Source organism: Frankia sp. CcWB2 (assembly GCF_977927585.1).
In genome coordinates this window covers 15,637-18,555 of record NZ_CDWRCM010000035.1, presented here as the reverse complement: position 1 = coordinate 18,555, position 2,919 = coordinate 15,637, and the positions used below count along the sequence as shown (strand labels likewise).

At 72.8% G+C, this 2,919-nt stretch carries 2 protein-coding genes and 1 pseudogene; all 3 read right to left on the bottom strand.

The genetic code is table 11. The annotated features are described in order from the left end of the window. Positions 1-472 (bottom strand): annotated as a pseudogene (locus tag ACY45C_RS05980) (toll/interleukin-1 receptor domain-containing protein); the annotation flags it as partial. 33 nt (positions 473-505) lie between these two features. Next, the gene (locus ACY45C_RS05975) at positions 506-637 is read right to left on the bottom strand and encodes a hypothetical protein (RefSeq protein WP_462186649.1); all 132 of its coding nucleotides are present in this window, start codon (positions 635-637) and stop codon (positions 506-508) included. Positions 638-1,564: 927 nt separating this feature from the next. Continuing rightward, positions 1,565-2,919: tetratricopeptide repeat protein (locus tag ACY45C_RS05970; protein ID WP_462186648.1), on the bottom strand; the 1,355-nt coding region annotated here is incomplete at its 5' end.

Here is a 2,919-nt window from a genome sequence, read left to right as displayed (position 1 = left end):
CGTCCAGTGACGGCAGAAGGGCAGGCCCCACCCACTCATCGAAGATCGACCCGACCAGCCCCCCGCAGACGTCGGCGAGGACCGCGGCGTCGGCCAGGGCCCGTCCGAACATCAGGCGTGGTTCAGCCGGTCCGGCCGGTCCTGACAGACCGGCCGGACCGCTGCCGGAGTCTCCCTGGCGCCCGGCCCGCCGCGGGTGGACGACAGCCTCCAGCAGGGCGCGCAGCGTGACCAGCTCCCGAAGGCTGCCACCCGCGACCTGTTGGAAGACGAACCATCGTCCATCGCCGACCGCGACCGGCTGATGGACGGGCGTGGCGAGGTGGCGCTCGGCGAACCTGGGGGCGTCGGCGATCGCCCGCCAGTGGCGCGCGAATTCGCCGGGTTGGGGCCCCGCGTCGCTGGCCGGGGCGACGTCCAGCTTCATCACGAACTGGCGCGCACCATGGCGCGGATGCTTTTCGAGGACCACCCCGACCATCGCCGACGACCGGCCGCCGGTAAGCTAACGGACCAGGCGGTAGGTGGTCTCGGTCTGGGAGCACCATTGCCGCAGCGCGGTCACGGCGGGATCGTCGAGGGCGTTCACCAGTGGCTCGTCCAACCAGAGCGGCTCGTTCAACCAGTCAGAAGACAACCATGACTCCTGGGAACGCAGGGCGCGGGCGACAGACGCGTTCCGGTCGGGTGAGCCGCCGCCGGGATGCCGCCGGTCGGGGCGTGCTGCGCCGGACCGCCGGTCGGGTTCCGGATTACCGGCGTTCGGTGTCGGTGGGCTGATGACGGCTAAGGATACCGTTCGACGATATGGCCCAAACTGCCGCCTCCGGGTGTTCCCGGGTGATCCTCACGGCACGGCACGGTTGTCATCCCGCGGTCTGGGATCGCCCCGGGGCGGTCGTCGTCCGCGTGGCCCATATCCCTACCCGCGCTCGCTGCCGCGTCCGGTGAAAGCCGCGTACGACGTTGTACGGATTTGCTGGTCAGGGTCTTTCCGGTTAGTCCGGCACGCGGTTATCTGGGAGCTGCTGAAGGGTCGCGGGCGTCGCCCGCCCATGGTCTGCACCCCCGCCGCCGCGGGTGGTGGCTGGTTGATGACCGCGGCCCCTCGGCTCACCGTCGGAGCGGACCTGCCATCGGGGGGAGGCCCGCTCCAGCGGCCGTCGATCCGTACGGCCTTGTACGGCGATCCGGAAGTTCCTTTTCCTGGTACTTTCCCGGCCGGCCTCCGCCGTGCCGCCCGCCGTTCCGTTCGTCGTCGGCGGGCTTTCCGTCCCCGGTTCGGGTTTCGGGACCGTGGCGCTTCTCGCGGTTACCGGTGTTCTGCTGTCGATGTACGGCGGTTCCCTCGCCGGTCTCGCCGGCCTCGACGCCGGGGGCTGGCTGGTGGGGCTCGGCCCGCGGGCGGCGGCCCTGCGACGCGGTGCACCGGCGGGAAACGCCCCCCGGCGACGGGTCACGAGGACGGGTCACGAGGACGGGTCACGATGGGTCACGACGATGGGTCACGCTTCGACTGGTCGAGGAGATCGTGAAGGTGCACCGTGATGTCGTGGGTGGGCCCCTACCGGCGCAGGCTGCGCCGGTAGGCGTCCTGGACCCGCGGGGTCATCTGGTCCGGCCGGCCGAGGTTGGTCTGGGCCTCGGCGAGCAGACCCACCGCGGCGAGGGCACGGGGATGATCCGGTCCGAGTACTCGCAGGCAGGCCTCGGTGAGCTCGGTCGCCGCCTTCTCCGCGCGCTCGGTGTCCCCGCGGTCGCGGTACAGCCGGGCCAGGTGGTAACAGGTCACCAGCGTGGCGGGATGCTCCAGGCCGAGCACCTCGGCCCGATCGTCCCGCACCGAGCGCAGCAGCTCCTCGGCCGCCGTCCACGCCCCCTGCTCGACCAGCAGGTCCCCGACGTTGTTCCGGCTCGTCAAGGTGTCCCGGTGCCGCGGCCCGAGGACCCGTTCACGGGTGGTGAGCGTGTGGGTGAGCCACCGCAGCGCCTCGCCGTGCCGACCCGATTCGCGCAGCGTCCGGCCGAGGTAGTGCTGGGTCGTCAGCGTGTCGGGATGCTCGGGGCCGAGGATGCGCAACCGGTCGTCGAGCACCATGCGAAGGCCGCTCTCGGCGTCCTCGCGCCGGCCCTGGGCGGCGCGGACCCGGTGCAGGTCGTGCGCGACGGACAGGACATCAGCATGATCTGGTCCGAACAGGTGGGCGCCGGTCTCCCAGACGGAGCTGTACGCCGCGTCCGCCTCGGCGAGCCGGCCGGTCACGCGCAGGTAGCGGGCGGCGAGGGTCGCCGGGGTGAGCAGCTGCGGAGGCAGTTGTGCCTCGGTAAGGTCGTCGAGGCCCCACCGCCGCCGGGCGCGGAGCAGCTCCAGCCCGGCCGTGGCATGACCGGCGAGCATCGCCCACCGGTCCCACGTCGCCGGATCCCGCGGATCGAGCGCGCGGGTCGCCCGCGTGAGCAGGGCGGTGAGCGCGTCGAGGTAGTCGGCGATGCGGCCGGAGGTGTGCGCGGCCTGGCCGAAGCTGTCGCGCACCAGGGGGTGGAGGACCAGCTGATGCGCGACCCGGGGATCCGGGCGGGAAGCCGCGGACCGGGCGGTGGCGGGGTCGCCGGGAGTCGTGTGTTCGATCAGCCCCTGGCCGGCCAGGGCGCGGATCAGCTCCCACCGCTCGGTCGCCCGCAGGCCGGGGAACAGCGGCGACGCGGCGAGGACGGCCGCGGACAGGAGCAGGCCGAACGGGATCGGGTCCCCGCCGAAACAGGCGAGCAGGGTCAGCAGCGCCCGGGCCTGCTCCAGGCCCCGCGCGGCGAGGAGATCCAGCGACAGTTCCCAGGTCGGCCCGATGAGCTCGCGTTCCCGGCGACGACCAGCGCCGCCGGGACCGCCGAAGCCGCGCAGCAGGGCCTGGTGCCCGCCCG